23 protein-coding genes are annotated in these 21,941 nt (G+C 63.2%); 11 read left to right on the top strand and 12 right to left on the bottom strand.

All coding sequences use genetic code 11. The features are described 5' to 3' along the window. The first annotated feature begins 372 nt into the window (after positions 1-372). The 6 genes from C7A17_RS03420 (at position 373) to C7A17_RS03395 (ending at position 5,605) form a co-directional block, all read left to right on the top strand. Complete coding sequence (locus C7A17_RS03420; protein WP_158704637.1) at positions 373-918, top strand: dimethylamine monooxygenase subunit DmmA family protein; 546 nt, start codon at positions 373-375, stop codon at positions 916-918. Further along, on the top strand, positions 915-1,859 hold the full coding sequence (locus C7A17_RS03415) for a PDR/VanB family oxidoreductase (RefSeq protein WP_106736692.1): 945 nt from the start codon (positions 915-917) through the stop codon (positions 1,857-1,859). Before C7A17_RS03420 ends, C7A17_RS03415 begins: the two co-directional genes overlap by 4 nt. An 80-nt stretch (positions 1,860-1,939) precedes the next feature. Next, complete coding sequence (locus tag C7A17_RS03410) at positions 1,940-2,968, top strand: heme-dependent oxidative N-demethylase family protein (protein ID WP_106736691.1); 1,029 nt, start codon at positions 1,940-1,942, stop codon at positions 2,966-2,968. Between the two features lie 85 nt (positions 2,969-3,053). Continuing rightward, positions 3,054-4,184 (top strand): aminomethyltransferase family protein, encoded by a 1,131-nt coding sequence (locus C7A17_RS03405; RefSeq protein WP_106736690.1) that lies wholly within the window; start codon positions 3,054-3,056, stop codon positions 4,182-4,184. A gap of 281 nt (positions 4,185-4,465) precedes the next feature. Then, entirely contained in the window at positions 4,466-4,804 is a 339-nt protein-coding gene (locus tag C7A17_RS03400) for a DMT family transporter (RefSeq protein WP_074917000.1), read from the top strand. 114 nt (positions 4,805-4,918) lie between these two features. After that, complete coding sequence (locus C7A17_RS03395) at positions 4,919-5,605, top strand: type 1 glutamine amidotransferase (protein WP_106736689.1); 687 nt, start codon at positions 4,919-4,921, stop codon at positions 5,603-5,605. A gap of 39 nt (positions 5,606-5,644) precedes the next feature. On the opposite strand, the gene C7A17_RS03390 is transcribed toward C7A17_RS03395, so the two are convergent. The 6 genes from C7A17_RS03390 to C7A17_RS03365 all read right to left on the bottom strand — a co-directional run bounded on the left by C7A17_RS03390 (position 5,645) and on the right by C7A17_RS03365 (position 14,621). Further along, a complete protein-coding gene (locus C7A17_RS03390) occupies positions 5,645-7,300 on the bottom strand; it encodes a methyl-accepting chemotaxis protein (protein ID WP_106736688.1) in 1,656 nt (551 codons plus the stop codon). Positions 7,301-7,770: 470 nt separating this feature from the next. Then, complete coding sequence (locus C7A17_RS03385; RefSeq protein WP_106736687.1) at positions 7,771-7,950, bottom strand: hypothetical protein; 180 nt, start codon at positions 7,948-7,950, stop codon at positions 7,771-7,773. A gap of 53 nt (positions 7,951-8,003) precedes the next feature. Beyond that, positions 8,004-9,371, bottom strand: a complete 1,368-nt coding sequence (locus C7A17_RS03380; protein WP_106736686.1) for an ammonium transporter — start codon at positions 9,369-9,371, stop codon at positions 8,004-8,006. 245 nt (positions 9,372-9,616) lie between these two features. Next, positions 9,617-10,603 (bottom strand): methyl-accepting chemotaxis protein, encoded by a 987-nt coding sequence (locus tag C7A17_RS27305; RefSeq protein WP_106736685.1) that lies wholly within the window; start codon positions 10,601-10,603, stop codon positions 9,617-9,619. A 192-nt stretch (positions 10,604-10,795) separates the two neighbouring features. Further along, positions 10,796-13,141, bottom strand: a complete 2,346-nt coding sequence (locus C7A17_RS03370; RefSeq protein ID WP_106736684.1) for a DUF1989 domain-containing protein — start codon at positions 13,139-13,141, stop codon at positions 10,796-10,798. A 109-nt stretch (positions 13,142-13,250) separates the two neighbouring features. Beyond that, positions 13,251-14,621, bottom strand: a complete 1,371-nt coding sequence (locus tag C7A17_RS03365) for an NAD(P)-binding domain-containing protein (protein WP_106736683.1) — start codon at positions 14,619-14,621, stop codon at positions 13,251-13,253. A 298-nt stretch (positions 14,622-14,919) separates the two neighbouring features. Between C7A17_RS03365 and C7A17_RS03360 the strand changes: the two genes are divergently transcribed. From C7A17_RS03360 to C7A17_RS03340, 5 genes are all read left to right on the top strand, one after another. Then, positions 14,920-16,017 (top strand): ATP-binding protein, encoded by a 1,098-nt coding sequence (locus C7A17_RS03360; RefSeq protein ID WP_106736682.1) that lies wholly within the window; start codon positions 14,920-14,922, stop codon positions 16,015-16,017. Next, positions 16,014-16,679, top strand: a complete 666-nt coding sequence (locus tag C7A17_RS03355) for a response regulator (RefSeq protein WP_106736681.1) — start codon at positions 16,014-16,016, stop codon at positions 16,677-16,679. Before C7A17_RS03360 ends, C7A17_RS03355 begins: the two co-directional genes overlap by 4 nt. Continuing rightward, entirely contained in the window at positions 16,676-17,470 is a 795-nt protein-coding gene (locus tag C7A17_RS03350; protein WP_106736680.1) for a PAS domain-containing protein, read from the top strand. Before C7A17_RS03355 ends, C7A17_RS03350 begins: the two co-directional genes overlap by 4 nt. A gap of 151 nt (positions 17,471-17,621) precedes the next feature. Beyond that, complete coding sequence (locus C7A17_RS03345; RefSeq protein ID WP_106736679.1) at positions 17,622-18,332, top strand: AzlC family ABC transporter permease; 711 nt, start codon at positions 17,622-17,624, stop codon at positions 18,330-18,332. Further along, entirely contained in the window at positions 18,332-18,661 is a 330-nt protein-coding gene (locus tag C7A17_RS03340; RefSeq protein WP_106736678.1) for an AzlD domain-containing protein, read from the top strand. The genes C7A17_RS03345 and C7A17_RS03340 overlap by 1 nt, the downstream gene beginning before the upstream one ends. Positions 18,662-18,747: 86 nt before the next feature. Here C7A17_RS03340 and C7A17_RS03335 read toward each other — a convergent pair whose 3' ends face one another. The 6 genes from C7A17_RS03335 to folM all read right to left on the bottom strand — a co-directional run bounded on the left by C7A17_RS03335 (position 18,748) and on the right by folM (position 21,852). After that, on the bottom strand, positions 18,748-19,335 hold the full coding sequence (locus C7A17_RS03335; RefSeq protein ID WP_106736677.1) for a putative glycolipid-binding domain-containing protein: 588 nt from the start codon (positions 19,333-19,335) through the stop codon (positions 18,748-18,750). Between the two features lie 157 nt (positions 19,336-19,492). After that, positions 19,493-19,834: a HopJ type III effector protein gene (locus C7A17_RS03330; RefSeq protein ID WP_106736676.1), complete on the bottom strand. Its 342-nt coding sequence runs from the start codon at positions 19,832-19,834 to the stop codon at positions 19,493-19,495. Continuing rightward, the gene (locus tag C7A17_RS03325; protein WP_106736675.1) at positions 19,831-20,124 is read right to left on the bottom strand and encodes a DUF1244 domain-containing protein; all 294 of its coding nucleotides are present in this window, start codon (positions 20,122-20,124) and stop codon (positions 19,831-19,833) included. Before C7A17_RS03325 ends, C7A17_RS03330 begins: the two co-directional genes overlap by 4 nt. A 64-nt stretch (positions 20,125-20,188) precedes the next feature. Next, on the bottom strand, positions 20,189-20,560 hold the full coding sequence (gene folX, locus C7A17_RS03320; protein ID WP_106736674.1) for a dihydroneopterin triphosphate 2'-epimerase: 372 nt from the start codon (positions 20,558-20,560) through the stop codon (positions 20,189-20,191). After that, positions 20,560-21,120: a GTP cyclohydrolase I FolE gene (folE, locus tag C7A17_RS03315; RefSeq protein ID WP_106736673.1), complete on the bottom strand. Its 561-nt coding sequence runs from the start codon at positions 21,118-21,120 to the stop codon at positions 20,560-20,562. The genes folX and folE overlap by 1 nt, the downstream gene beginning before the upstream one ends. 21 nt (positions 21,121-21,141) lie before the next feature. Beyond that, complete coding sequence (folM, locus tag C7A17_RS03310) at positions 21,142-21,852, bottom strand: dihydromonapterin reductase (RefSeq protein WP_106736672.1); 711 nt, start codon at positions 21,850-21,852, stop codon at positions 21,142-21,144. Positions 21,853-21,941 lie beyond the last annotated feature (89 nt).

The following is a 21,941-nucleotide window of genomic DNA, read 5'->3' as shown; positions in this document are numbered from 1 at the left end:
TCCAACGTTGTAAGAATTTGTAAAGGAATTGTATTGCTAATGATATTTTTTATCACCTGAGAAGATGTGCTTTTTGATACTTCTCGCCAGGCGCTTCGATAGTGGTCGAGGCGCCTGCACGAAGCTTCTTGTTCACCCCTCAATACCTCTCTTCAGAAATCGTTTCGATGCGCCGCGGCAGCGCGCATTGCCCTGCCGTTGTGCAGGCTGTGCATGGGTTTGCTCGTCGACACGGGCGCCAGCCCGGTAATGGCGCGGAAAGAGGGAAATGGCACAGTCCGTGCTTTCCTTGTGAGAACAAAAAGTTCTCCAAAAGAATTTTCCTTGGAGCCAAACCGACCATCGCCTTGCTCTCACCCAGGAGGTTTTCCGATGACAGCATCCAGTGCCGAACCAATGTTCAGTACCCCGCGCTACGCCAGCGAGGCGTCGAGGCACCCCGCCAGCCGACGTATCGTGGTTGCGCAGCAGGCGAGGGCGGCCGTTGCGCTGCTCGACCACCCCGCGCCCACCTTGCTGCTGTGCCTGGACGAACCGCTGACAACGAGCGTCGACCAGGAAAGCCTGCCGAGCATCGAGGCGCTTTACCTGCGCCTGCAGATGCTGCTGGAGCAGGCGCAGGCCGGCACCCGGCTGTATGTCAGTGGCGATGAAGGCTTCCTCTGGCACGTTTACCGCCTGGCTCGGCATGCCGGCCTGCTCGGTGACGAGATCGAGCTGTTCAAACAGGGCAGTCGTCGCCGTCTGTATTGCGTGCATTGCACGCACTTTCAGGACATCGGCGATGAAGGGCAGTGCATGTGTGAGCAGTGCGGGGTGAAGCTGCTGGTTCGCGAGCATTTCTCTCAACGCCTCGGCGCCTACATGGGCGTATGCATCGACCCGGACAGCCCCTATGCCAAGGTGGTGCGGCCATGAGCGCGATGATCGACGTTCAGGTCACCGATGTACGTCAACTGACCCCGGTGGTACGCGAATTCACCTTCGTCGCTGTCGCCGGCAGCCTGCCGGGTTTTTCCTGCGGCAGCCATGTACAAGTGGTGTTGCCCATCGAAGGGCGCACCCTGCGCAATGCCTATTCGCTGTTGAGCGACCCGCGCGAGACCGGCATCTACCGTATCGCCGTGCGTCTGCAGGATGCCTCGCGGGGCGGCTCGCGTTATCTGCACGAGCAGGTTCAGGTCGGTGACCGCCTGCGTATTGGCGTGCCGAGCAACCTGTTCGCGCTGCATTCACAGGCCTGCCATCACATTCTGGTGGCCGGTGGCATCGGCATCACGCCGTTCATGGCCTACCTCGCTGAGCTGGAGGCGCGTGACGCCTCCTTCGAGCTGCACTACGCCTACCGCAGCGGCCTGACCGACGCCTACGCCAGCGAATTGCGCGAGCGCCTGGGCGAGCGCTTTCACGGCTATGACGCGGCTATCGGCGAGCGCCTGGCATGCGCCGATCTGTTCAGTGGCAAGCCGCTTGGGAGTCACCTCTACGTCTGCGGCCCGCAGCGCCTGCTCGATGAACTCAAGACTCAGGCCGACGCCCATGGCTGGTCGACCGGGCGCCTGCACTGGGAGGCCTTTGCCGCGCCCGAGCCGGGCCAGCCCTTTACCGTCGAACTGACGCGCAGCGGTCAACGCTTGCAGGTACCAGGTGACCACAGCCTGCTCGAAGCGCTGGAGGCAGCCGGTGTGGAGGTGCCCAACCTGTGCCGGGGCGGTGTATGTGGCCAGTGCACCACGCGCTACCTGAGCGGCGAGGTGGAGCACCGTGACCACTACCTGGATGAGCAACAGCGCGGCGAAGCGCTGATGCCCTGTGTTTCCCGTGGCGGCTGCACCGGCACGCTGCTGCTCGATTTGTAGGTATCGCAAGGCCGTCCAGGCCATGTGCACCACAACGATTGGAAATGGTGCGCACGGCGCACCCTACTGAGGATTCCGCCATGCCCGTCGTGATGAAACCGCTGGAAACCTACCGGGACGATTTCACCTTCAGCAACAGCCCGCAGGCCATCGCCCGTTTTCCCTTCCCCTTTCCCGAGGACAACTACATGTACTCGGTCAACATCGAGCCGGCCACGCCGCGCGAGCCCGGCTCGGTGTTCGAACACTGGTTCGACATCGACGAGCACTATGTCTCGGAGATGGCCGAGCGTGCCTGCGTGCTGGATAAGGATCCGCAGCGTTGCCTGGTGATGCCGCACATGGCCCAGGCTGCCTGGGACACCCTGGAAATGCTCATGGAGCATTTGAGCACCGACTATCCCGAGCATTTCGAACTGCAGCGCGAGGGCGACCAGTGGCTGTGGATCAACCGCCCGTTGGGTATCGAGCAGCGCTTCACCTTCGGCGACTCCAGCACGCTGCCGTTCGAGCCACTGGAGTACATCACCCGCCAGGCGCAGGGAGACTTCGCCGTGCTCGATCAGCGCGACGGCGACCTGTTCATGGACGCCGGCATGGTCACCTGCCCGGCGGACTGGTCGATCAAGTTCGACGCCGGCATGAGCTTCAAGCAGTGGCATGCGCCGGTGCCGGGCGTGGCGCACCAGCTCGGCGTTTTCGACCGTGCGTTGAAGTACCTGCTGAACATCCAGGTCGGCCATCCCGTGCGCCGTCTGAACTGGACCATGACCATCAACCCGCGCATGGACACCTCTTCGGAAACCTTTCACGAGTGGGGCCATGAGCGCGGGCTGGTGACGCCGGAGAACGTCGCACGGCTGGTGCACCTGCGCGTCGAGCTGCAGTTCATGCCGCGCCTGCCGCGCAGCAATGCGCTGCTGTTCGGTATCCGCACCTACCTGATCAGCCTCGAGGAACTGGCCAGCAACCCGGCCTGGGCCTGCCGCCTGCACCGGGTGCTGCGCGATCTGCCGAACGAGATCGCCGACTACAAGGGCCTGACCCGTTACCGGCAGACCGTGGTGGACTGGCTGCGCCAGTTCGATCCGCAAGCCGAGGCTGCCTGATTACCGCTGAGTCTTTTCCCGCTGAGCCGGGGAAGGTGCCCGAATTCATCGCCTGCGTGCGCAGGTCAATAACAGGAGAACTGACATGGCCAATTCCTGGCGCATTTCCGCCCTTGCCGAGCGTCATCGTGCACTGGGTTCCAAGCTCGAAGACTGGAGTGGCATGGGTACCGCATGGACCTATGCCAGCGACCTGGCCGACGAGCACGAGGCGATCCGTACCCGTGCCGGGTTGATGGACGTGTCCGGGCTGAAGAAGGTGCACTACGTCGGCCCGCATGCCGAGAGCCTGCTGGAGTACGCCACCAGCCGCGACATCTCCAAGGTCTATCCGGGCAAGAGCGTGTACGCCACGATGCTCAACGAGGCCGGCAAGTTCGTCGACGACTGCGTGATCTATCGCACCGGCCCCAACGCCTTCATGGTGGTGCACGGTTCCGGCAACGGTCACGAGATGCTGGTGCGTTCGGCCCAGGGCCGCCAGGTGGCGGTGCTGTTCGATGACGACCTGCATGACCTTTCGCTGCAGGGCCCGCTGGCGGTGGATTTTCTCGCCGAGCACGTGCCGGGCATTCGCGAGCTGCCGTATTTCCATCATTTGCAGACCAAGCTGTTCGACCGCCCGGTGATGATTTCGCGCACCGGCTACACCGGTGAGCGTGGCTACGAGATCTTCTGCAAGGCTGCCGATGCGCCGGCGATCTGGGACGGCATCCTGGAGAAGGGCAAGGGGCTGGGCATCATTCCCTGCGCCTTCACCGCGCTGGACTGGCTACGGGTGGAGAGCTACCTGCTGTTCTTCCCCTACGACAACTCCGAGATGTACCCCTTCGCCGACCAGGCGGCTGGCGACACCCTTTGGGAACTGGGGCTGGACTTCACCGTCTCGCCGACCAAGAGCGATTTTCGCGGCGCCAACGAGCATCGCCGTCTGCAGGGCAAGGAGCGCTTCAAGATCTTCGGCGTGCTGCTCGACGGCGACAAGGCGGCCGAAGCCGGCGACACCCTGTGGGCCGATGGCAAGCAGGTGGGCGTGATCACTTGCGCCATGTATTCGCGGCTGTCCGGCAAGTCCATGGCCATCGCGCGCATGGACGTGCCCTACGCCGAGCAGGGCGCACCGCTGGAAGTCAAAGGCAGCCTGGCGGTGAAGGCCATTGCCCATACCCTGCCGTTCGATGACCCGGAGAAGAAGAAACGTACGGCCAAGGGCTGAGTGTTGGGGGTCTGTTGCCCTTTCGACGCGAGCCGCGCGACCCGAAGGGACGGGCCAGTTTTTGCGTGGTGCGTTGTTACTCGATGGCTCATTTGGGCGAGCGACCAAACTTTGCGTCTCGCGCTTAGCCCCACGGAAAACTGGCTCCGACGCGGCCGTGCACGAAATGGCAACAGAGCCTAGATCCCGCGACCGGGAGTCGTCGCGGACAAGGGGTTCCTGGGGCAAGGGAACAGGGCCATAGGGACATGGCCCGATTTACCTCGAATTAGGAGAGCGTCATGGCCTGGTTGAACGGTTGGGGTTTTCTGCTGCTGGCCGGCATTTGCGAGGTGTTCTATGCCTCGATCATTCCGCGTACCGACGGCTTCACGCGTTTGTGGCCGAGCCTGTACTGCGCGTTTTTCCTGGCGCTGAGCATCTACCTGCTGAGCCTGTCGGTGCGCGAGTTGCCGCTTGGCCTGGCCTACGCCGTGTGGGTTGGCATCGGCACCTTGGGCACGGTGGCCTATGGCGCGATGTTTCTCGGTGAAAGCCTGAACCTGTTGCGCAGCCTGTGCCTGGTGATGATCGTCGCCGGCATCGTCGGCCTGAAACTGGCCAGCCACGAGACGGCGTAAGAGCCTGGTAAAGAGACTCTGAAAAAAGCCCCACACCGTCACTCCCGCGAAGGCGGGAGTCCAGGTGCTGTGCGGGAATGACGACTATTTCAGACCATGCTCAAGGAGTTGAACATGCATGTACAGGTATTGCAGCACGTGCCCTTCGAAGGTATTGGCAGCATGGCTGAGTGGTTTCAGGCTCGTGGTTGCACGGTCGAATACACCCGTTTCTTCGAGGCTGATGCCAGGTTGCCGGCAGTGCAGGGCTGCGATCTGATCGTCGCAATGGGTGGGCCGATGAGCGTCAACGACGAGGCCGAGTTGCCCTGGTTGGTTGCGGAGAAGGCGTTTCTCCGTGAAGCGATCGGGGCAGGTGTCGCCGTGCTGGGGGTATGCCTGGGGGCGCAGTTGATCGCCAGCGCGCTGGGGGCTCGCGTGCATCCCAATCCGGTGGCCGAGATCGGCTGGTTTCCGGTATGGCGAGCCGAATCTGTTGGCGACGACTGCTTCGTCTTTCCCGACCGTGTCGAGCTGCTGCACTGGCACGGTGAAACCTTCGAACTGCCTGCGGGCGCCACGCTGCTAGCGTCGAGTGAAGCGTGTCGGCACCAGGCGTTCCAGCTCGGCAGGCGGGTGATCGGGTTGCAATGCCACCCGGAAATGACGCCGCAGATCGTCGCCGACCTGCTGGCCGAATGCGCCGATGAACTCACGCCTGGTCAATGGGTACAGACGCCCGAACGACTGACTGCAGAGCCGCGCACATACGTGCCTGGAAATGTCCTGATGGCGCGGGTGCTGGACTACCTGCTCGGCTGACCCGTACGCGCGGCCCAGCCCAGGCCGCGCGTGTTGGCGTCAGAGCTGGAAGCGCGCGATGTTCTCGCGTAATGCCTCGCTGGTACGCGCCAGGCTCTCGCTTTCCTGATGAGTGCTGCGAAACGCCGTGGCCGACTGTTCGGCGCTGTCGCGCACCGAGACGATGCCCTGACTGATCTGCTCGGCGACCGTGCTCTGCTGCTCGGCGGCGGTGGCGATCTGCTGATTCATGCCGTTGATACGCTCGATCATGGTGACGATTCGTACCACGGCCTCACCGGCCTCGGAGACACCGGAAACCGACTGCGAGCTGGAGTTCTGGCAGCGCTCCATGTAATGCGAGGTTTCGTCGGCGATCTTCTGCAGGCTGGCGATCAGGCCCTCGATCTCGGTGGTGGCTTCCTGGGTACGCCGTGCCAGGCTGCGAACCTCGTCGGCGACCACGGCGAAACCGCGCCCGGCCTCGCCGGCACGTGCTGCCTCGATGGCAGCGTTGAGTGCCAGCAGGTTGGTCTGATCGGCCACCGCCTTGATCACGTCGAGCACGCTGCCGATGTTGCTGCTTTCGGTCTTCAGACGCCCCATGGCCTCGCTGGAGCTGTCGATCACCTGCGCCAGTTCGCCGATCAGGCTGACCGCCTGGCTGGCCTTGCGCTGGCTGTGCACGGCCGCTTCGTCGGCCTCGCTGGCGGCCTGTGCGGCCGATTCTGCGCTGCGTGCCACGTCCTGCACCGTTGCCGCCATTTCGTGCACGGCGGTGACGATCTGCTCCACTTCACGTTGGGCCTGGGCCACGCCTTCGGCATTGCGCAGGCTCGACTCGCTCAGTTCCTGGCTGGAATGGGCGACGGTACGCGATGAGCTGTCGATGCCCTGGGTTACCTGGCGCAGGTTCTGCTGCATGCGCAGCAGGGCGGCGAGCACGCTGTTCTCGGCGCTGTCCACGGCTTTCTCCGTGATGCGCAGATCGCCTTCGGCAACGCGTTGTGCGATGCGGTTGAGGTCGCTGGGTTCGGCACCCAGGGCGCCGAGCAGGTAGCGGCTGATCCAGTGACCGAGCACGATGGCCGTGAACAGTGCGATGCCGCCGATCACCAGCAGGGCGAGGCGCTGGTTCGCATATTCGGCTTCTTCCTCGGTGACCCGGCCCTGGGCGACCTGCATGGAGTAATTCAGGTAGGCCTCGATGGCCTGGGTGAGTTCTTCGAGTAACGGCGTGCATTGTTCGGCCACCAGTTTCAGGGCGGTGGCGTCCTCACCCTTGAACAGATGGTCGGCGATGGTGCGCGCAACCGGTGCATAGCGCATTTCAACCTGCTCGATACGTTTGAACAGATCCCGTGCCTGGGGTGATACGCCCTCGTGCGTGTCGATGGCCTTGCGCAGTTCCGCCAGTTTTTCGCTCACGGCCCGGTCGTGGCTCTCGATGGCCGTGCGGCGTTGAGCACGTGCTGCCACATCCGGAGTCAGGGCCATGTTGCGCAGTGCGATGGCGCGTTCCTTCGCGGCATCGTTCAACTGGTTGGCCAGGCGGGTACGTTGGTCGATGCCGTTGATGTAGCCAGTGAAGTCGTCGTTGACGTCAGACAGGCTGACCAGCGACACGACAGTGAGCAGCAGCATCAGCGCGAGGATGATGGCGTAGCTGGCATAGATCAGGGTGCGGGTAGAGAAGCGGGCAGATTGCGACGACATAAGGCACCTTCGGCATGAGTGACGGTCACGAGCTTGCTAGGGACGCATACCGTTGCGCTGTGCGCTCGGTTCCGCATCCTGCGTCGTCCACGAAAGGTTTTGCCGATCTCCATGGCGGCTGCCATGGTTGATGAGGGAAGTTGGGTGGCCGCAAGGCCACACCGCCGATCACGGCTCAATCAAGTCGTGATGGCAATATGATAGTCATAAGGATGGACGTAGTGGATAGTCCCCCCACCGAGAATGCCGATGATCGGTAGGGCCCTGTTGACGGGGGTATCTGGCGGCCTCTTGCTGTTGGGCTGGTACCGACCAGCGGGCCACCATCCAGGCCATTGCTGCTGCACGGATATTCCACGCCTTTCTTTGCCTGGGCTGCAGTGGAGCGGGATTCGGTGAGGCCTGGGCTCATGGCGGTGGTGGTGTATCTAAAGCAGGGAGCCGGCGACATGTGCCGCCGGCCGGAGGGCTTACTTGAGCTTTTCCAGCTCGTCGTCAGGCAGGGCGTAGCTGTGTTTCTCGTGAATCATGGTGGCGACCAGCGCATAGAGGCTGACGCCAGCCACCAGCAGACTGATGAAGATCAGGATGGCGGGCTTGTCGGCGAAGGTGAATACGGCGCTGGCGCCGTCGTAAGTGGTGATGCTCATGGCGATGCTCCTTTAGGTTGGCCCGTCACCCAGTGGCACGGGCCGTTTGCTGATCAGGCCGGTTTGGTTTCGCCAACCAGCGGGGCGGGCGCGGAGCTGCCGACGCTGGTGCTGCTGCCGTACATCGAACTCCATTCCGGGTAGGCCTGGGCCGGTACTTCGGTCAGGTCGAGACCGCGCTCTTCGGCGTGCGCCGGAACGCGCAGCATGCCGGCCTGCTTGAGGGCGTAGGAGATCGCGTAGCCAGGGATGAAGCCCAGCGCGGCCATGACGATGGCGCCGCCCAGTTGGCCGAAGAAGCTGATTTCCGGCATGCCGTTCACATTCGGGTAACCGGCCAGGAAGATGCCGCTGATCACCAGGCCAGCGAAGCCGCCGAAGCCGTGTACGGCGAAGGCGCCGACCGCGTCGTCCAGCTTGAACTTGAGCAACAGGTTGTTGACCAGCGGTGCCAGGGCCGACACGCCCATGCCGATCAGGTAGGCCAGGCCGGGGTGGTAGAGATCCAGACCCGGTGCGACCGAGATGATCCCGACCAGACCACCGGACATCATCCAGTAGGGTTCGCGAGTGGTCAGGTAAGCGCCGATCAGGCCGCCAGCGAAGCCCATCAGGGTGTTGAAGGAGAAGGCCGAGAGGTTGGTCGGCTGGCCGTAGATGTTGATCCACTGCGCGCCGGAGTTGTAGATGATGCAACCGCCGAGGAAACCGAAGAAACCGACGATGATCAGCATCAGGCCGACCACGCTCATCGGCATGCTGTGACCGACGATGGCGTTGGCGCTGCCGTCGGCATTGAAGCGGCCGATGCGTGCGCCCAGGTTGATCAGCACGCCAAGGGCGAAGAAGCCGGCGATCATGTGCACCACGCCAGCGGCGCCGACGTCATGGTAGCCCCACTTCACGGTCAGCCAGCCTTCCGGGTGCCAGCCCCAGGCCGCGGCGAGCAGCCAGAGGAAGCCACCGAGGACGATGGTCATGATGATGAAGGCGCTCATCCGTGCACGCTCGATGATCGCGCCGGAGAGGATCGAACCGGTGGTGGCGGCGAACAGGGCGAAGGCGCCCCAGAAGATGCCGGTGGCGTTGTCCTGGATGTTCGGGCCCATGGACTGACTCCACGGCATGCCGGCCATCAGCGCGTCCATGCGTGGCACCAGACCGTCCGGGAAGGCGTTGTACACGGCCCAGCCGAGCAGGAACACGCTGGGTACGATGAAGCCGAAGGCGAGAATATTCTTCACGCCGGCCGCCAGGGCGTTCTTCAGTCGCGATGCACCGATCTCGTAGGACAGGAAGCCTGCGTGAATGCAGATCATCAGCGCGGTACACCACCAGTAGAACATTTCCATGTTCAGGGTGTTGGTCATCTCTATCAGAGCCTGTAGCTCTTCCAGAGTGGGTGTCTTCTGCTCTTCCATCAATCAATCCTCGATGCTGTTCTTATGAAGGTTCGTCGGTATTGGCAGTGGAAATGAAAGTGTTAAGCCCTGGGTTTTAATTTATCTGTAGTTATAAAAAGTTCTTTGTGTGAATAGGCAATAGCTGTGCCAGAAGTCGTCTTGCGCTGAGCGCCCGGTGGCTGCGGCGAGGCTGAAACAGCTGGTTAAAAAATGCCCTGTTTGTGCTCATTCGGTCGGTATCACGCCTGAAAATGGGTCGTAATTCAGATGTTCTTCTGCAACATGCCTTGAATCTGCTGCACCGATTCCTGGGTGCGCCGCGCCAGGTTGCGCACCTCGTCGGCGACCACCGCGAAACCGCGGCCCTGCTCACCGGCGCGGGCGGCTTCGATGGCGGCGTTCAAGGCCAGCAGGTTGGTCTGTTCGGCGATGCCCTTGATCACCCCGGCGACCTGGGCGATCTGCCCATAAGTGGCCTGGATGCTGGCCTGCTCGCGTTCGTGCATGCTGGCGGCGGCCTTCTCGTCGCTGATTTCGCGTACCGCGCCAGTGACGTAAGTCAGCTTGCCCTGGGCATCGCGCAGGCAGCGGCCACGCTCGCGATACCAGACTTCGCCACGGGTCTTGTGGCGCATGCGGTATTCCACGGCGTAGAAACCGTCGCCGCTCTTGTCCACCATCGAGGCATTGAAGGCCTGCATCACCGCTTTCAGATCGTCCGGGTTGACCACCTGGAAATAGCTGTCCCAGCCGTCGGGGAATTCGGCGCGGCTGTAGCCGATCAGCTCGCGGAACTGTTCGGACCAGCGGATCAGGTTCTGCGGGTGATCCGGGTCGCCGTTGACTACGTTCATTGCCCAGCAGCCCTCGGTCAGGGTGCGCTTGGTCAGTTCCCAGACCTGGCGCTCCTCTTCCCAATGGGCGCGCTCGGTCGCGACGTCCTGATTCTGTGCGTGACTGGCGCGCAGCTCGTCTTCAAGCTGCGCACATTGCCGTTCGGCCTGGGCCAGCCGCTGTTGCAGCGCCGCGTAATCATCGGCGGTACAGGGCGCGGGTGGCTGTTGTTCGCTGTGCTGGCGAATGCGCTGCAGCTCCTCCCAGTCACGCTGCAGGCGTTCCAGGCTGCCGAGCAACTGCGGCTGTTGCTGCAGGTGCGGGCGAGCCGTTGCCGGCGTGCGCTGGCTGAGCAGGTGCTCGAGCCACTGGTTGAGTTCATTGGCCAGGTTTCGGGGCGTATTGCTGAACCACATCGGCCGATCCTCCTCGGGGTCGTTGAGCGCTGCCCTCCTGATTGGCAGCTGCTACCCGGTTCCCTAGCAATTCTCTTTCCAAGAGCCGCGTCCTACTGCATGTGTCAGCCCGTAGGGTGCGCCGTGCGCACCACCGGGCTCGACACAGCTTGGTTCTGTGCGCACGGCGTACCCTACGGCGACATGCCGGCGTCAGGCCCTGACCCGGCTCTTGTCCGGGTCATAAGCCACGGTGCCGGCAGCGACGGTGGCGCCGATGCGTTTCTGCTGACCATCGAGCTTGCCGATCTCCACGCGGGTGCCTGGCGTGCAGTAATCGACCGCCAGGCGGCACAGGGCGATGTTCTTGCCCAGCACCGGCGAGCGCGTGGCGCTGGTGATCACCCCGACCTGGGCGCGGCCGACATGCACGCAATCGCCATGGGCAGCCGGCTCGTTGCCTTCCAGCTCCAGCCCAACCAGCCGATGCATCGGATGTTCCTTGCGCCGTAGCAGTGCTTCGCGGCCGATGAAATCCTCCTGCTTGCTCTTCAGGGGCACGCAGAAACCGATACCGGCCTCGAACGGATCGGTCTGGTCGCTGAACTCGTAGCTGGCAAAGATCAGGCCTGCCTCAATGCGCAGCATGTCCAGCGCGTGCAGGCCGAGGGGTGCCAGGCCGAGCGGTTCGCCAAGTTGCCAGAGGCGCTTCCAGACTTGCATGGCATCGCCTGGATGGCACCAGATTTCATAGCCCAGCTCGCCGGTGTAGCCGGTGCGCGAGACCATCAGTGGAATGCCGTTGTAGTCGTCCAGGCGGCCGACCAGAAAACGAAACCAGCCCAGCTCTTCCAACGGCGGCTGGGTGCCTGGTGTCCAGATCATCTGCCGCAGCAGTTCGCGGCTCAGCGGGCCCTGCACGGCGATGTTGTGGATCTGCTCGGAGGCGGATTTGATCCACACCTTCATGCCCAGTTTCTCGGCCTGCTGGCGCAGCCATTCGCCGCCGAGATCCTCGCCACCGATCCAGCGGAACGCATCCGCGCCAAGACGCAGCAGCGTGCCGTCGTCGAGCATGCCGCCGTGCTCATAGCACATGGCGCTGTACACCACCTGACCGACCGCCAGCTTGCGCACGTCGCGGGTCAGACAGTAGTTGAGCAGGGCTTCGGCGTCGGGGCCGAGCACCTCGAACTTGCGCAGGGCAGACAGATCCATCACCGCCACCCGTTCGCGGCAGGCGTGGTATTCGGCCAGCGTGCCGTAACCGTCGAACTGGGTGGGCGTCCACCAGCCGCGATAATCGATGAAGTGGCGGGTGAGGGCGGAAGTGCCCGGATGGAAGCCGCTTTCGCGGGTCAGCACCGGGTCGGCGTCGGGCGTTTTGCGGTTGGCCATGGCGATACTGAAGCGCTCCTTGTCGGAATACACGCGAATGTGGATGTCGGTGGGGTTCCAGCCGTTGGCCGGGTCGATGTCGTCCGGGCAGGAACTGCTGGCGCACACCAGATCGTTCATGGCGCGCAACAGCACATAGTCGCCGGGGCGCGACCAGGGCTCGTCCAGAGTCAACTGCTGGTGCGCATCGACCCCGGTGTTGAAGAAGAAGTTGATCGCCGGCCAGCCCCGACGGCCCTGCACACCATGGCCTTGCAGGGCGCGACTGATGTTGTCGCTGCAGTTGGCGTGGCCGAAGTAACCCTGCGCCTCGTAATAGCGTGCGGTGCAGGCCAGGGCGAAGGTGTCATGGCGGCCGACGGTGTCGCGCAGCACCTCCAGCATCGGCTGCATGTCGCGGTCGAAGAACTTGCTGAACAGGCCGGGGCCGGGATAGGCGTTGCCGTTCAGGGTGCGGGTGACGGTGGGGTCAAGGTCGATCTCGCGACCGGCATCGAGGCCGCGCCGGTCGAAGGCGACGAAGTCCGAGCATTGCCGGCCGGCGACGTCGATCACCTGGATGTACTGGCCGGCACCGACCACATAGTCGCGGGCGCTGCCGGGGCTGATGGTGAATTCGTCGAGCACTTCGCCCAGCGGCGTCGGCAGGGTTGGAATCAGCAGGCTCGATGGGTTGGCGCGGTGGATCAGCAGGCGCAACTCGCTGGCGCGCTGCTGGCTGTCCACCGCCGTCTGTCCGCCGGGGGCGGCAACGATCAGCAGCAGGGCTGCGTTGGCCTGCAGTTTCACCTGATGACCGGCTGGCGTGCCGTCTGGCCATAGGCGTGCGGCCGTGGGCAGGTGGCGTGAGTCGATATGGTGTTTGAGCAGACCGTTGGCGACGTGCTGCGACTCGCGGCTGCCGTCGCTGAGCAGGCGGCCTATGAAGTTGGCGCCGGGGCTGGACAGCAGGCCGAGCGCCGCTAGCGCTTCACGGCCGTCCTCGGTGAAGGCCAGCAGCTCGGCGTGTTGGTCGCCTTCGATATCGATCACCTCGATGCGGTCACCGGGTTCCAGAGCGACTACTGTCAGGCCGCCCGGGGCGACGCGGTGACGTTCCACTCCAGGCGTTCGAGCGAATAGCGCCGGCTCGTGCGGCCGGGAAATCACGGGCATCTGCATGCAAGGCACCTTGGTTCTTTTTTCGGTGCGCACGGCGCACCCTAGGGGGGCGTGCACACTGCGACGTAGGGTGTCGCGGGGCCGTCTAGGCTGTGCGCACCGTTTCCCTTCAGCCAACGGCTTTTATGGCTGTCTGCGGCGAATCGGAAAGGTAGGCGGCGAGCGAGTCGTCCAGCGCCTCCAGCCAGGAGGTGTGGTGCGGCGTGGCCAGGGTGCCGGTCATCAGCGAGCGGTGGCACTTGTTGCGGTAGCCCATGATGTCGTCGTACTTGTCGTGCTTCCAGTCGAGGAAGGTCTGGTTCACCGCGGCGATGTCGAAGCTCGGGTAGTCGGTGGCATCGATCAGGGTCTGGATGTACTTGCCCTGGAATTCGAACATCTCCTGGGCGTTCTTCAGGGTCAGTTCTTCTTCGCGCCAGGCCAGATCTTCAGCGTGCATGGCAGCGTGGTCGGGCAGGGCGATGCGTCCGAGGATCACGTCACGGGCGTACCAGGCCTGGGCATCGAACATGTTGAAGCTGTACCACTGATCCTGCATGCCGAGGTAGACCAGCTTCGGGTTGTCCTCCCAGAACACGCCTTTGAACAGGTTCAGCGGCCACAGGCGGTTGTCGGTCTTGAGCCGCAGGTTCTCGGCCAGGAAGGGGAAGTGGTGCTTGTAGCCGGTGCTCAGAACGATGGCGTCGATGTGCTTGCTGGAGCCGTCGGCGAAGAAGGCCGTGCTGCCCGAGACGTGCGTGAGCAGCGGTTTTTCCTCCCAGTTCTCCGGCCACTTGTAGCCCATCGGCGCGCTGCGATAGCAACTGGTGATCGAGCGCGCGCCGTATTTATAGCACTGCGAGCCGATGTCCTCGGCCGAGTAGCTGGCGCCGACGATCAGCACGTCCTTGCCCTTGAATTCCAGGGCGTCGCGGAAGTCGTGGGCATGCAGCACGCGCCCGGCAAAGCTCTCGAAACCCTCGAAGTAAGGCACGTTGGGCGTGGAGAAGTGGCCGCTGGCGACCACCACGTAGTCGAAGCGCTCGGTGCGGGTGAGGTCGCGGTCATAGCTGTGCACGGTCACGTCGAACTGGCCGCTGGCCTCGTCGAAGCTCACCCCGCGCACGGCAGTGTTGAACTGGATGTACTTGCGCACGCCGGCCTTTTCGACGCGCCCCTTGATGTAGTCCCACAGCACTTCACGTGGCGGATAGGAGCCCATCGGGCGGCCGAAGTGCTCGTCGAAGGTGTAGTCGGCGAACTCCAGGCACTCCTTCGGCCCGTTCGACCACAGGTAGCGGTACATGCTGCCGTGCACCGGTTCGCCGTGCTCGTCCAGGCCGGTGCGCCAGGTGTAGTTCCACATGCCGCCCCAGTCGCTCTGCTTTTCAAAGCAGACCAGCTCGGGAAGCTCCGCGCCCTTGGCCGCGGCGGACTGGAAGGCACGGAGCTGAGCCAGGCCGCAGGGGCCGGCGCCGATGATGGCGATGCGAGTGGTCATGCTGAATCTCCCGTATGAAATCGTATGTGTAATTTCAGGAATTTAAATTTCCTATTGGGAATTACCTTACTGGCTCGATGCCCAGTCGCAACTCGCTCATTGGGGATACCTCCTTGGAGGTAGTCGCGTGGCTCAACATGCTCTGCGGAGGGGCGCGGCGGCCTTCTGATGGTGCGCGCGGGAGAGGAGGGTTATTTCTTTTTGGGAAATATTGTTTCTTATCAGTGGTTTTTGTCTGCGTCCTGCCAGGGCATGGAACTTGCTCGATCCAGAGCGATTCCTTGTCCGTGGAGGCCGGATGATCCAGTTGCTGCTGCGCACCCTGCTGCTCGAGCGACAGCCTCGACCCGCTGCGTCCCCGGCCTATCGACAGACGCTGCTGGAGCTGCCGCTGCGTCTGTTGCAGCAGGGCGGCGGTGATGGGCCGTTGCTGGAATTGTTGCCTCAGCTGCAGCAGGCGCTTCAGGCCGATCACGTCAGTCTGTTGTTGCCGCAACGCACAGGGCCGGGTTGGCGGGCGTTGGGCGAGAGAACTGCCTGCGCCAGCTGTCCCGAGCATTCTGGAGAGCTGCCGTTGCCCGGCGTGGTGCAACTCTGTCGCAGCTGTCTGGAGCAGGGGCGCTTTCAGGCCTTGTGCGGTCTGCAGCAGGAGGAAGGGCGTAGCGCGCTGCTGCTGGTGGGTTTCAGCGGTCGTCCGGGTATCGGCCAGCGCAACCAGTTACGCGATATCGCCCGGCGCCTGGGCGAGGTGTTGCAAGCCTTCGCCGAGGATCGCCGCCTGCGTCGTCGCGAGTTGAGCGCCGAGCGCGGTGTGCTGGCGCGTGAACTTCACGACTCGGTGGCGCAGCAGCTCGGCTATCTGCAAATTCGCAGCGCGCGCCTGCAAAGCGTGCTAGGCGATGCCAGGCAGGCCGAGGTGATGCTCGATGATCTGCGCGATACCTTGCGGGGTGTGCATCGCCAGGTGCGCGAGCTGATCAGCAGCTCGCGACTGACCATGGACGGCCGCACGCTGCGCCAGGCATTGGAAGCTTCGGTGGAGGAGTTCGCCCGCAGCAGCAGTTGCGTGTTCAGCCTGGACAACCGTCTACCCGGAAATTGCCTGCCTGCCGACAGCGAGTTGCAGGTGCTGCAGATCGTGCGTGAGGCGCTGGCCAATGTGGTGCGGCACTCGCATGCGCGGCAGGTGGGTATTCGTCTGTGGCCGACCGCCAGTGGCCTGGAAGTCGAAGTCTGCGACGACGGCATCGGTCTGCCGGAGGATTTGCCCGACAGCGGTCACTTCGGCCTGAGCATCATGCGCGAGCGTGCGGCTGCGATCGGCGCCGAGCTGAGTGTCGAGGCGCTGCCGAAGCGTAGCGGCACACGGGTGCATCTGCGCTGGAGTCGGCCATGAATACGCCGTTCGACCTGCTGCTGATCGATGATCACCCGATGCTCCGCCGCGGCCTGGCGGAGCTGTTCGAATCCAGTGGCGAATTCCGGGTGATCGGTAGCGTTTCCAGCGGCAGCGAAGGCATCAGTCTGGCGCGTGAGCTGAACCCTGCGATGGTGGTGCTCGACCTGCATATGCCCGGGCTTGATGGCCTGGCCACGCTGGAATGGTTCAAGCGTGATCTGCCCGAGGTGAACGTCGTGGTGCTGACGGCCTCGGCAGCGCGTGACGATGTGCTCGCCGCCCTGCGTGCCGGCGCCGATGGCTACCTGCTCAAGGACAGCGAGCCGGAAGCTCTGCTGGCCGCAGTGAGTGCCTGCGCGCATGGCCAGGGCCGGCTCGATCCGGCGCTGTCGGTGTTGCTCGCCAGCAGCCTGCGCGAGCGCGAGACGGCCATGGAGGCCGAACGCGTGGAGTTGACCGAGCGTGAGCGGCAGACCCTGGCACTGATCGCCGAGGGCTTCAGCAACAAGCTGATCGCCCGCCAGTTGGGCATCAGCGATGGCACGGTAAAAGTCTATGTGAAGCATCTGCTGAGCAAGCTCAACCTGCGTTCGCGCCTGGAGCTGGCGGCCTGGGCGCATCGCAGCGGCCAGCCCGAGGGCAATGGAGGGTGTCGATGAATGGGTGGCGACGTCTGCGCGATGCGTTGAGTGGCGGAAGCCGGTCGGTGGATTTCGATGCGCTGCCGATTGCGCTGATCCATCTGGATGGCGCTGGGCTGATACGTCAGGCCAATCGCGGCTGGGAGCTGCTCAGTGGCTACCGGCTGCGCGATTGCCAGCAGGCCGAGCACAGCCAGTTTCTGCATATCGAGGATCGCCCCTTGTGGCAGCTCGGTTTGCACAGCCTGCGGGATGGAGAGGCACCCTGGGTGGGCAGCCTGCGCTACATGAATCGCACGGGAGAATTGCGTTGGGTCGAGATTCGCCTGGCGCGGCACGGAGATGGCTTCGTCGCCAGCCTGGCCGATATCAGCGCGCAGATGCCCGAGCATCAGCAGTTGCAGGCGCGCCATCGCAGCCTGAGCAACCTGCTCGATGGCCTGCCGCTGATGGTCTATCGCTGCCGCAACAACCGTAACTGGAGCATGGAGTACGTCAGTGCGGGGTGCCTGGAACTGACCGGCTACGCTGCGCAGCGTCTGGTCGACAGTCAGAGTCTGACCTTCAATGGGCTGATCCACCCTGCTGATCGTGAGCGGGTCTGGCGCGGCGTGCAGGAGGCGTTGCGCGAGTCACGGCCGTTCGCTTTCGACTATCGACTGTTGTGCGCCGACGGTAGCGAAAAGCAGGTCAGCGAGCGTGGCCGGGGCATCTATTCGGATCTGGGCGACCTGCTGGGGCTCGAAGGCATCGTGATGGAGCGTGGTGCCGCACCGGCGCTGTTGCGGGACGTCGCCGCGGGTTTCTAAGCGCTGTTCGTAGGGCGGGTGCAACCCGCCGCCGCTGTCTGTCTGGCGGGTTTCACCCGCCCTACGTCTGAGATCGTAAAGAGGATTTGAGCAAGAACGTTCAAGACCTGCCTGGGGCACTTGGCTAAGCTTGGCTGCCCAAGGAGGTTCCATGTCTCGTTATCAAGAATTCACTCAGGGCGCCCGCGATATGCTGCCGATGCTGCTCGGCGCCATGCCTTTCGGCATCATTTTTGGCAGTCTGGCTGGCGCCGCCGGGCTCGATCCCTGGCAGACGCAGGGCATGTCAGTACTGGTGTTCGCCGGCTCGGCGCAGTTCATCGCCATCAGTCTGCTGGCTGGCGGCGCGGGTATCGCTGTGGTGCTGCTGACCACCTTCGTGGTCAACCTGCGCCATGCCCTGTATAGCGCCAGCTTGCAGCCATACGTACGTCACCTGCCCAAGCGCTGGCGCATGCCGTTGGCCTTCTGGCTCACCGACGAGGCCTACGCGGTGGTGGTGCAACGCTATGCGCGCGGCGATACCGAGCCCTATCGGCATTGGTACTTCCTCGGCGCGGCCCTGGCGATGTACTGCAACTGGCAGTTATGCACGCTGGTCGGCGTACTGTTCGGCCAGGCCGTGCCGAACATCGGTGAGTGGGGGTTGGATTTCGCCATGCTGGCGACCTTCATCGGCATCGTCGTGCCCATGCTGCGCAACCAGCCACAGGTCGCTGCGGCGCTGGTTGCAGCAGCTGTGGCGTTGGCTTGTCATCCGTTGCCATACAAGCTCGGGCTGATGGCTGCCGCGGCCAGTGGCATCGTGGTCGGCGTATGGCTGGAGCGGCGCAAGCCGGTCTTGCTGGAGGAACTGGTCTGATGGATATCTGGTTGCTGATCCTGGGCATGCTGGCGATCACCTTCGTTACCCGCTACAGCCTGTTCGCCTTCCCTGATCTACGTTTTCCACCGTTGATCCGGCAGGGACTGCATTACGTGCCGACCGCCGTGCTGACGGCCATCGTGGTGCCCGGAATGCTGCTGCCTGATGGGCAGAACTGGGCCTTGCGCTGGGATAACGCCTATTTGCTGGCAGGCCTGGCGGCCATTGCCATCGCCGCTCTCAGTCGCCATCTGCTGGCGACCATCGGCGGCGGTTTTCTGGTGTTCTTTCTGCTGCGCTGGGCGTTTGGGCAGTTGCCCATCTGAGTGGCGCGTGCCCTGGCTTTGCGTAGTGTGCGCTGCGCGCACCAGGCAGGTTCAGCCGTATTCGCGGTGCGCACAGGTGAGGCGTGTTACACCAGCGCGCTGACTTTCAGATCACGCTGGCTCAGGCGCAGGTAGTGTTCGTTGGCCTTGAGCAAGAGGGCCTGGTCGTCGACGCACAACTCTGTCTGAGGACTGCCCTCGGCCTGGCTGCGGTAGAGCGTTTCGCCAGGGCGACGGCGTAGACACTGGTAGCGCTGCTGACGCGGTTCGATCTTGAGGCTGAGCATGTCGATATAGGCGACCTGCATTTCATCGCTCTGCCCGGTCTCCAACGCACTGCGCTGCAGTGGCGGGGTATGGGTGAAGGGCGAAGCCGACAGCATGACGTGTTGGCAGTCGAGCAGGTCGGGTCGAGGTTGGCCGTCGAGCAGCCAGTTGCCGCGCAGATCGCGATGCAGGCACAAGCTGCGCTGACCGTGGTTGTCCACCTTGAGCCAGAGGCGGCGGAAGCGCCAGCGCGTATCGCAATCGATGAGGTAGTTGGCAACGATGCTGTTGCCCTTGATGACCTGCATGAGATGGCTGGTAGCGTGAATGCCGTTGGCATCCTGACTCAGGCGCAGCGTTTCCACGCCGGCGGTGTACCAGGGTTTCCATACCAGGGTTTGCTGCATCGGACGACTCCATGCCGAGCGCGAAACAGGAGGGAGAGGCGGCAGCTGCGCGCAGAACACGTTCCCTCGTGTTCCATGATGTGTTGTGGCGCGCAGCATAGCGTGGTGGCGAAGTGATGTCTGTCAGCCTTTGCCGACAGTTGCGCAAGTTTTTGCGCTATTGCTTGGCTTTGAGCGGCTGTTGCTCGAACGCCACACCTTCCAGGCCGTGGGTCATTAAGGCGCGAATATTGCCGTGATCGCTGCCGTTCGGCGTGGCCACTACGCTGCGATAGTGTTCGCCGAAGGCACGCAGTGCTTCGTCCTGGCTGAACCCCTCGAGCAGGGCCAGGCCCAGTGTCTTGCACGAGCCTTCGTTCTGCCCGGCAGCGTTTTCCACGTCTCCATTGCGAAAGGCGCTGGGCTGATAGTCATAGTGCTCGGCGACGAAGGCCAGGGTTTCGCTGAAGGCGTAGTCGTCCTGCTGCAAGCGACTGCGCAGGTCGGTGAGGGCGGTCATGCGTGTTTTCCTTTTTCGAATGCGGCTTTCTGTTCGGCCGAGGCTTCTTTCTGGTGTTTGGCCTTCCAGTCGGCATAGGGCATGCCGTACACGGTTTCGCGGGCCTGGTCGATGCTCACTTCGACGCCAAGATCATCAGCGGCGGCCTTGTACCACTTCGACAGGCAGTTACGGCAGAAACCGGCCAGGTTCATCAGCTCGATATTCTGTACGTCAGTGCGATCACGCAGGTGCTGCACCAGGGCACGGAAGGCTGCGGCTTCCAGTTCGAGGCGTTCTTGCTCGGTCATGCTGGGCTCTCCGGGGCGGGGGTTGGCGGCGATGATAAGAGCGCGTTTCGAGGCCAGCAAGCCGTCAGCGGTGCCCGGCCAGGGTGATCGACACCGACTCGGCGAAACGCAGGGCATGCGGTTTATCCACTTCCACCTCGGCGTAGCGCACTGCCGGATTGGCCATCACCAGGTCGAGAATCTCCTGGGTCAGGCGTTCGAGCAGGGCGAAGCGATTGCCCTCGACGTGAGCGATGATCGCCTTGGTGATGGTGCGGTAGTTCAGGGCGTGGTCGATGTCGTTGACCTGCACGGCATCGACGGCCGGATAGAGAATGGTCAGGTTGATCAGCACGTCCTGCTTGTTGTTGATCTCCTCTTCCTTGATGCCGATGTAGGTGCGCAGGCGCAGATCCTTGACGCGGATGCGCGCCATTCCGGGTTCCAGTCGCGGCATTAGTTGTTCCGTCCGATCAGTTGCAGGAATTCATGGCGGGTATTGTAGGACTCGCGGAAGGCGCCGAGCATCACCGAGCTGCTCATGACCGAGTTCTGCTTTTCTACCCCGCGCATCATCATGCACATGTGCTTGGCTTCGATCACCACGGCAACGCCTGCGGCGTTGGTGACGCTCTGCACGGCATCGGCGATCTGCTTGGTGAGGTTCTCCTGGATCTGCAGACGGCGGGCGAACATGTCGACGATCCGTGCCACCTTGGACAGGCCAAGCACCTTGCCGGTCGGGATGTAGGCGACATGCGCCTTGCCAATGAAGGGCAGCAGGTGATGCTCGCACAGCGAATACAGCTCGATGTCCTTGACGATCACCATCTCGTCGTTGTCCGACTCGAACAGTGCGCCGTTGACGATTTCTTCCAGTGACTGCTGATAACCGTGGCAGAGGTACTGCATGGCCTTGGCCGCACGTTTCGGCGTGTCGAGCAGGCCCTCGCGCTCGGGGTTTTCACCGAGGCCTACAAGAATCTCGCGGTATTGCTGGGAAAGAGGTTCGCTCATGGCTGTGTCCTGGGGCTGGCCTCACTTGAGGTGGCGGCCGCCGTTGAGGGTAAGGGTGGTGCCGGTCAGATAGGGGGTGTCCAGCAGGTAGCGCAGGCTCTGGTAGAAAACCTGCGGGCCGGGCTCGATGCCGAGTGCCGATTTGGCCAGGGTCTTGCTGCGGTATGCCTGGTCGTCGCCTTCGTTGAACATCAGCAACGCCGGGGCGATGCCGTTGACCTTGATGCGAGGTGCCAGGCGCGCAGCGAAGGACAGCGTCAGACTTTCCAGGCCGGCCTTGCTGGCGCAATAGGCCGGGCGGTTGGCGCTGCCCTTGCGTACCACGTCGTCGCTGACATGGACGATGTCCGCGTGCTCCGAACGCAGCAGCAACTCGCTGCAATGCAGGTTGATCAGGTAGGGCGCGAGCATGTGCACGCTGAACAGCTGGCGAAAGACATCGGCTTCTTCACCGTGTGTTTCGGCCAGCCACTGCGACGCGTTGTGCACGATGGCACGCAGTCCTGAACAATGGCTTTTCACGTGCTCGATGAAGGCGAGGATGCCCGCTTCATCGCTGAAATCTGCCTGCAAGGCGATGGCGCCGCGTTCGCGTAGGCGGGCAATGCTGTCGCGCTCCTGGCGGTAGCTGATGATCACCGCCTGGCCGTCATCGAGCAGACGCTCGGCGCAGTACAGGCCGATTCGCTGGCCGGCGCCGGTGATCAGGATGGGAAAGCTGGCAGCGCTCATGGGCGACTCGTGCAGGGAAGATGAGGGCCAGATGTCACGCTCTTGCGATAATGCTCTTCTGGCAGATCGCCAATAAAGCTATACCAGTG

Origin of the sequence: Pseudomonas mendocina, from assembly GCF_003008615.1 — a bacterium.
Classification (GTDB): Bacteria; Pseudomonadota; Gammaproteobacteria; order Pseudomonadales; family Pseudomonadaceae; genus Aquipseudomonas; species Aquipseudomonas mendocina_C.
The sequence above is the reverse complement of the archived record's forward strand: the minus strand, read 5'-3'. Positions and strand labels throughout refer to the sequence as shown.